This window comes from uncultured Chryseobacterium sp. (assembly GCF_913776365.1).
Classification (GTDB): domain Bacteria; phylum Bacteroidota; class Bacteroidia; order Flavobacteriales; family Weeksellaceae; genus Chryseobacterium.
Genome location: NZ_CAJYMO010000263.1, coordinates 1 through 5,940 on the forward strand (window position 1 = coordinate 1; position 5,940 = coordinate 5,940).

5 protein-coding genes and 1 pseudogene are annotated in these 5,940 nt (G+C 43.4%); 5 read left to right on the top strand and 1 reads right to left on the bottom strand.

Annotation, left to right across the window (positions count from 1 at the left end):
- From QZ735_RS13490 to QZ735_RS13510, 5 genes and pseudogenes are all read left to right on the top strand, one after another.
- Nucleotides 1-405 (top strand): annotated as a pseudogene (locus QZ735_RS13490) (hypothetical protein); the annotation flags it as partial.
- A gap of 237 nt (nucleotides 406-642) precedes the next feature.
- On the top strand, nucleotides 643-3,471 hold the full coding sequence (gene uvrA / locus QZ735_RS13495) for an excinuclease ABC subunit UvrA (protein WP_294249360.1): 2,829 nt from the start codon (nucleotides 643-645) through the stop codon (nucleotides 3,469-3,471).
- Nucleotides 3,472-3,740: 269 nt separating this feature from the next.
- Nucleotides 3,741-4,082, top strand: coding sequence for a hypothetical protein (locus QZ735_RS13500; RefSeq protein WP_294249362.1), 342 nt, complete (start codon nucleotides 3,741-3,743; stop codon nucleotides 4,080-4,082).
- 547 nt (nucleotides 4,083-4,629) lie between these two features.
- Nucleotides 4,630-5,040, top strand: a complete 411-nt coding sequence (locus QZ735_RS13505) for a hypothetical protein (RefSeq protein ID WP_294249364.1) — start codon at nucleotides 4,630-4,632, stop codon at nucleotides 5,038-5,040.
- 147 nt (nucleotides 5,041-5,187) lie between these two features.
- Nucleotides 5,188-5,322 carry a protein with bacteriocin-type signal sequence gene (locus QZ735_RS13510; protein WP_294249366.1) on the top strand — a complete coding sequence of 45 codons (135 nt, stop codon included), beginning with the start codon at nucleotides 5,188-5,190 and terminating at the stop codon, nucleotides 5,320-5,322.
- Between the two features lie 36 nt (nucleotides 5,323-5,358).
- Here the strand turns inward: QZ735_RS13510 and QZ735_RS13515 are convergent, their stop codons facing one another.
- Nucleotides 5,359-5,913: a hypothetical protein gene (locus tag QZ735_RS13515; RefSeq protein WP_294249367.1), complete on the bottom strand. Its 555-nt coding sequence runs from the start codon at nucleotides 5,911-5,913 to the stop codon at nucleotides 5,359-5,361.
- Nucleotides 5,914-5,940: the final 27 nt, after the last annotated feature.

Genomic DNA, 5,940 nt, shown 5'->3' on the forward strand with positions numbered 1-5,940 from the left:
ACGGAACTTGCCAATCAGCTGAAATCACAGGTGCTGATGTTGCTGACCGAAACCATTGGCGGTGCGGAAGAACAGAAAGGTACCGACAGCATACAGGCATATAAGTATGCACTGACCACCCGCGATAAGATCATTTCCCTTGAGGACGTTAAAAACTATTGCCGGATGGTCCTGAAGGATGAACAGAAGGAAGTCCGGGTAAAAAGAGGAACCATGATCAGCAACAGGCCGAAGGAAGGATTCATCAGGACCGTGGAAGTAGAGATCATTCCGCAGAACTATTCTTTCTACGGCAGGGTGTACTGGGAAAATATGGCCAACGTCCTGCGCAATCAGATCATCTCCAAAGCCATTGACGGCATCGAATACCGGGTAAGGATTACCAATGAAGATGCCGATTTTTAAACGTGATGGCAGAGCATTTGCTTGAGTATAGCGGATAAGTAGCATCACTGATTGATAGCATCACTGATGATAACGCAGATTGACAGCGCGGATTGATAGCACGGATTGTCAGCGCGGATTTTAAATCCGTGCTACCCTTACGCGTGCCATATCCGACTATCGCAATTTAACATAAAAAATTCCATAAAATTCCGTAATTTTGCATTGCGTGATTTTCATGTGGAATCACCCTGAATTATGAGTAAATCAACAGAGTATATAGAAGTTTACGGAGCACGTGAGCATAATCTTAAAAACATCAATGTAAAAATTCCGCGCAATGAGCTGGTTGTGATTACCGGGCTTTCGGGCAGTGGAAAATCTTCCCTGGCTTTCGACACGATTTTTGCAGAAGGGCAGCGGCGGTATATCGAAACCTTTTCTGCCTATGCACGGCAATTTCTCGGAGGCCTTGAACGGCCGGATGTGGATAAGATCGAAGGACTGTCCCCGGTGATAGCGATTGAGCAGAAAACAACCAATAAGAATCCGCGCTCCACGGTTGGAACGGTAACCGAGCTTTACGATTTCCTGCGTCTTCTTTTCGCAAGGGTATCCGATGCGTATTCCCAGACCACAGGAAAAAAGCTGGTGAGCTATACGGAAGACCAGATCCTGGAGGCTATCAAAGAAAATTATAAAGACGAAAAAATCATGCTGATGGCACCGGTAGTCCGCTCCCGGAAAGGCCATTACCATGAGCTGTTTGTTCAGATGGCAAAAAAAGGCTACGGACAGGCAAGAATCGACGGCGAGTTGCAGGATATAGAATATGACCTGAAACTCGACCGGTACAAAACCCACGATATCGATATTGTAATTGACCGGTGGATCATTGGCGAAAGTGCTTCCGAAAACCGGATGGAGAAATCGCTGAGAACGGCAATGGAGATGGGAGAAGGCATTATCGGGATCCAGAAGCTGGGCGGTTCGGAAATCGAATATTTCTCCAAAAACCTTATGGACGCCGAAACGGGACATTCCCTGGCCTTGCCGGAACCCAATACGTTTTCCTTCAACTCACCGAAAGGAAGCTGCCCGAACTGCAAAGGGCTCGGAACGATTAAAAAGATCAACACCGATTATTTTGTCGATAACCCGAAGCTTTCAATCAATCAGGGAGGACTGCTTCCCCTGGAAGATATTAAGTCCAACAAATGGATCGTTTCCCAGATCAAGAACATCCTTGAAATTTTCGGACTCGGACTCGCTACGCCTTTCAAAGATATTCCTGCGGAAGCACTGGATTACATGTATAACGGTTGTCATAAAGAATTCAACAAAGACCTGAAATATGCCGGCATTACCAAAAAGATCAAGGTAAGCTTTGACGGACTGATTCCTTTTATGGAAGAAATGATTGACGAAAAGGAATCCTACGAAGCCGTTATGCTGGAACGGCATTTCACAACAGAGGAAACCTGTCCGCAATGCAAGGGGACAAGGCTTCAGCCTTCCAGCCTGAGTTTCAAGATCGATGGTAAAAACATCGCTGAAGTCAATGGGCTGAGCCTGATTGATCTGAAGGACTGGCTGTCTGAAATAAAAGGGACCTTCTCAGAAAAAAATAAAATCATTGCCCACGAGATCCTGAAGGAAATCGAGACCAGGCTACAGTTCCTTCTGGATGTAGGACTGGATTATCTGAGCCTGAGCCGGAGTTCAAGAACGCTCTCCGGAGGAGAGTCCCAGAGGATAAGGCTGGCTACCCAGATCGGTTCCCAGCTGGTGAATGTATTGTATATCCTGGATGAACCGAGTATCGGGCTGCATCAGCGGGACAATGAACGGCTGATCAATTCCCTGAAGAACCTCCGGGATATCGGCAACTCCGTGCTGGTGGTGGAGCATGACAAAGATATGATCCTGGAAGCGGACGAGGTGCTGGATGTAGGACCGAGAGCCGGAAAATTCGGAGGGGAAATCCTCTGGCAGGGTAAGCCGGCAGATCTGGTGAAAGCGGACACCATTACCGCACAATACATCAATGGAAAACGCAAGATTGAAATTCCTGCGGAACGCCGTGCAGGAAGCGGGAAACATATTATATTAAAAGGAGCTACCGGAAACAACCTTAAAAATGTCACATTGGATATTCCACTGGGAAAACTGGTGGTAGTGACCGGAATCTCAGGAAGCGGAAAATCCTCGCTCATCAACGGGACATTGTATCCGATCCTGAACAAGCATTTCTACAGGGCCGTCCAGGAACCTTTACCCTATAAAAAAATCGATGGTCTTGAGCATATCGACAAAATCGTTGACGTAGACCAGACCCCGATCGGCAGGACGCCGAGATCCAATCCGGCTACCTATACCGGAATGTTTACCGATATCCGGAATCTTTTTGCCGAGCTGCCGGAATCCAAGATCCGGGGATATAAACCGGGAAGGTTCTCCTTTAATGTAAAAGGCGGAAGGTGCGAGACCTGCCAGGGCGGCGGACTGAAAGTCATTGAAATGAATTTCCTGCCGGATGTATACGTCCACTGTGAAACCTGTAACGGAAAACGCTTCAACAGGGAAACGCTGGAAGTACGTTACAAAGGAAAATCGATTTCCGATGTGCTGGACATGACGATTGATGAGGTAGTGGAATTCTTCCAGCCGATTCCTAAGATTTATTCCAGGGTAAAAACCCTGCAGGATGTCGGGTTAGGGTATATCACGATGGGACAGCAATCGACCACGCTTTCCGGAGGAGAAGCCCAAAGGATCAAGCTGGCTACCGAACTGGCCAAACGCCAGACCGGAAATACCTTATACATCCTGGATGAACCGACAACCGGACTTCATTTCGAAGACGTAAAGATCCTGATGGATGCCATTAATCAATTGGTGGAACTTGGCAACTCGTTCATCATCATCGAACACAATATGGATGTCATCAAACTGGCCGACCATATTATCGACGTGGGCCCGGAAGGCGGAAAGCACGGCGGCCAGATCGTTGCCCAGGGAACGCCGGAAGAAATCGTGAAATCCAAGAAGAGCCTGACGGGAAAGTTTCTGAAGCGGGAACTCTAGGAATATTTTGTATGAAAGCATTAAGCCAGAAGGATGGAAGGAATTCCGCATATTTTGAAATTCAGGAAGACGGAGTATTTGTAAAAAACAACTTTGCATGAGAAATTAACGAGTACAAAGTTTATTTTCCGGACCTTCAGTTTGATGAGACTGTATTCAGGAAAAAGAAGGATCCTGTCCTGTTTGGGATTGTCATATCAATGTTGTTTAATTCGATTCTGTTAACCACCATAATCAACACTGAGTACCAGTTGTCCTATAATGTCGGGATGATTGTGTTTTTTCTGGCCATGTCTCCTACTCTTATTGTTACGGCAATAGGCAATAATGAATTCAGAAAAGAAAATTCTAAAAGTCTTGCGGCTTCAAAACCTTTGTTTTTTTCTTACAGAAAGAAAGAAATGGTTGAAGTTGATGCCTTTATTGGCAATATCAAAGAAAGCAAAAAGCAGTTCTTCCTGAATGAATATTACAAAGTTGATCATCTGATTCCTGTTCATACACAAATCAGCAGGATTCACTGGCTATATGAAATGAAGTACATCAGTGAAAGCGATGCAAAATTTATCATTGATGAATTGGAAAGCAAGAGAATTATTGAAGGGCTTTAGATCCAGATACTGATGTAAAAAAAAGGAATTTGTATAAACAGATTCCTTTTTTTTATGACCAGGTAAATTGCCGGGTTAAAGTTCCATGAAAAAAATTGGAAAGCCATCGGGATTCTGTTTATCCTATGGCACTACAGAAAATAAGCTGATAAGACATCAGTATCAAAGAAGGCGAACATCGAAAAGACTCAATAAATTACAGGTATGATAAAAATTCCGGTGCCTGAATTTATAGAAACTCAGATTCGGATTATCATCTATTGACAGTACTGTTTTCAGAGGTAATAGGAAACGAAAAGCTGATGTATCCTGGAGTCCGAAGATGGATTTATTAGGCCTTTTATCTCTCTTACTGTATTTATTTGAGGGAAATTTCAATCTCCACTATTAAATTTTCATATAATTTAAAATTTATAGATCTAAAAATCAATTATTTACATTTTGATGTTAACTCAATGTTAACGGAATATGAATTTAATATAAACTATTTTCTTATCTTTGGTTAAAGATGAATTAGTCATTTAAAAATACTTAAAACCAAAGCGTTATGAAAAATAAAATACAGATCCTGGTAGCTGCCTTCTTTATTTTAGGAGGTATGACTATGGCTAATACGGCTAAAGCACAGACAACGGATTCCAATACGATACAGGAAGTTAAATTATATAAGAATGACGGCTTTAATGAAGTCCGGGAAATCCTGATGGATAATTTTGATTTTACGGCTTCCGATTATAAACAGGGTACCGTTAATTCGGTTGTGAAATTTGAGGTGGCTGAAAACGGGAAAATTGTCAATGTGCATTCCCAGGGAGACTGCAAAAATGTGAGCCGGGAAATTGAAAACGCACTGAAAGGTTCTTACTACAACGGCAGCCGCAAGAAATCGGCAGCATCACCAGACATGATGGCCTATACGTATGTCATGCCGGTAACGCTGGAGATAGATCATCCGTAATGGTCTGACATAATAAGATAGATAAAAGCCATACCCTGCACGGTATGGTTTTTATCATTTAATACACTTTATTGTGAAAAATAGAGGTTGCTGCATACTATTTTTCATCGATCAGCGTTTTATAATCAACAGCAAAATTAAAACGATATGAAAAATGTTAAAAAACTCAACAGAACGGAACTGAAATCCGTTTACGGAGGGAAACCGAAGGAATACTGCGTGTATTGCGAAAGATTAAACAAGACGGTCTGCAGTACGATCCCGATCGGGACCTGCCCTTGACCTGACTGTACAAAGCTGCCTCATGAGGCAGCTTTTCTATTGCGGCTGACGGGCTTCCGCAATAAAGTTTTCCAGACTTGACCTGAGATCTTTGAGATCCGGATTATCCCCGAATATGATGTTGTCAATTTTCCAGCCTCCGGAATCCTTCACAAGCAGTACATGGTCTGTCCATACAGCTTTTGGCGCAAATGCGGCATTTTGAAATTCCACTATGGATTCCGCTTTGTCTTTTGAAACGTTATTGATCATGATTTTTCTGATACGGTACGAAGTAAATCCCTCGTACAGACTGGTGAAAACGGAACCTTCGAGGAGCAGGGGCTTATCATCCGGGTATTCGCTGTTTTTCACCCGTTCCATATCATCTTCCGATGTTTTCACTGCTTTTTCCAGCAACGTTTTCAGGGTGTCCGTAAAAAGCCCTTGCGGAACAGGCCGGTCATACAGATTTTCTCCTGACTTTGCATAGGAATTAAACAACCGGTTAAGCTGTGCGGAAATTGCCTTTTCGTTGCCGGATGTGTCTCCTTGGTTTGTACAGCCTGTGCATAGCAGAATAAGGCTGATCCATAATACGATTTTTTTCATTGTATTTTTATCTCAGAAGACTAAAGA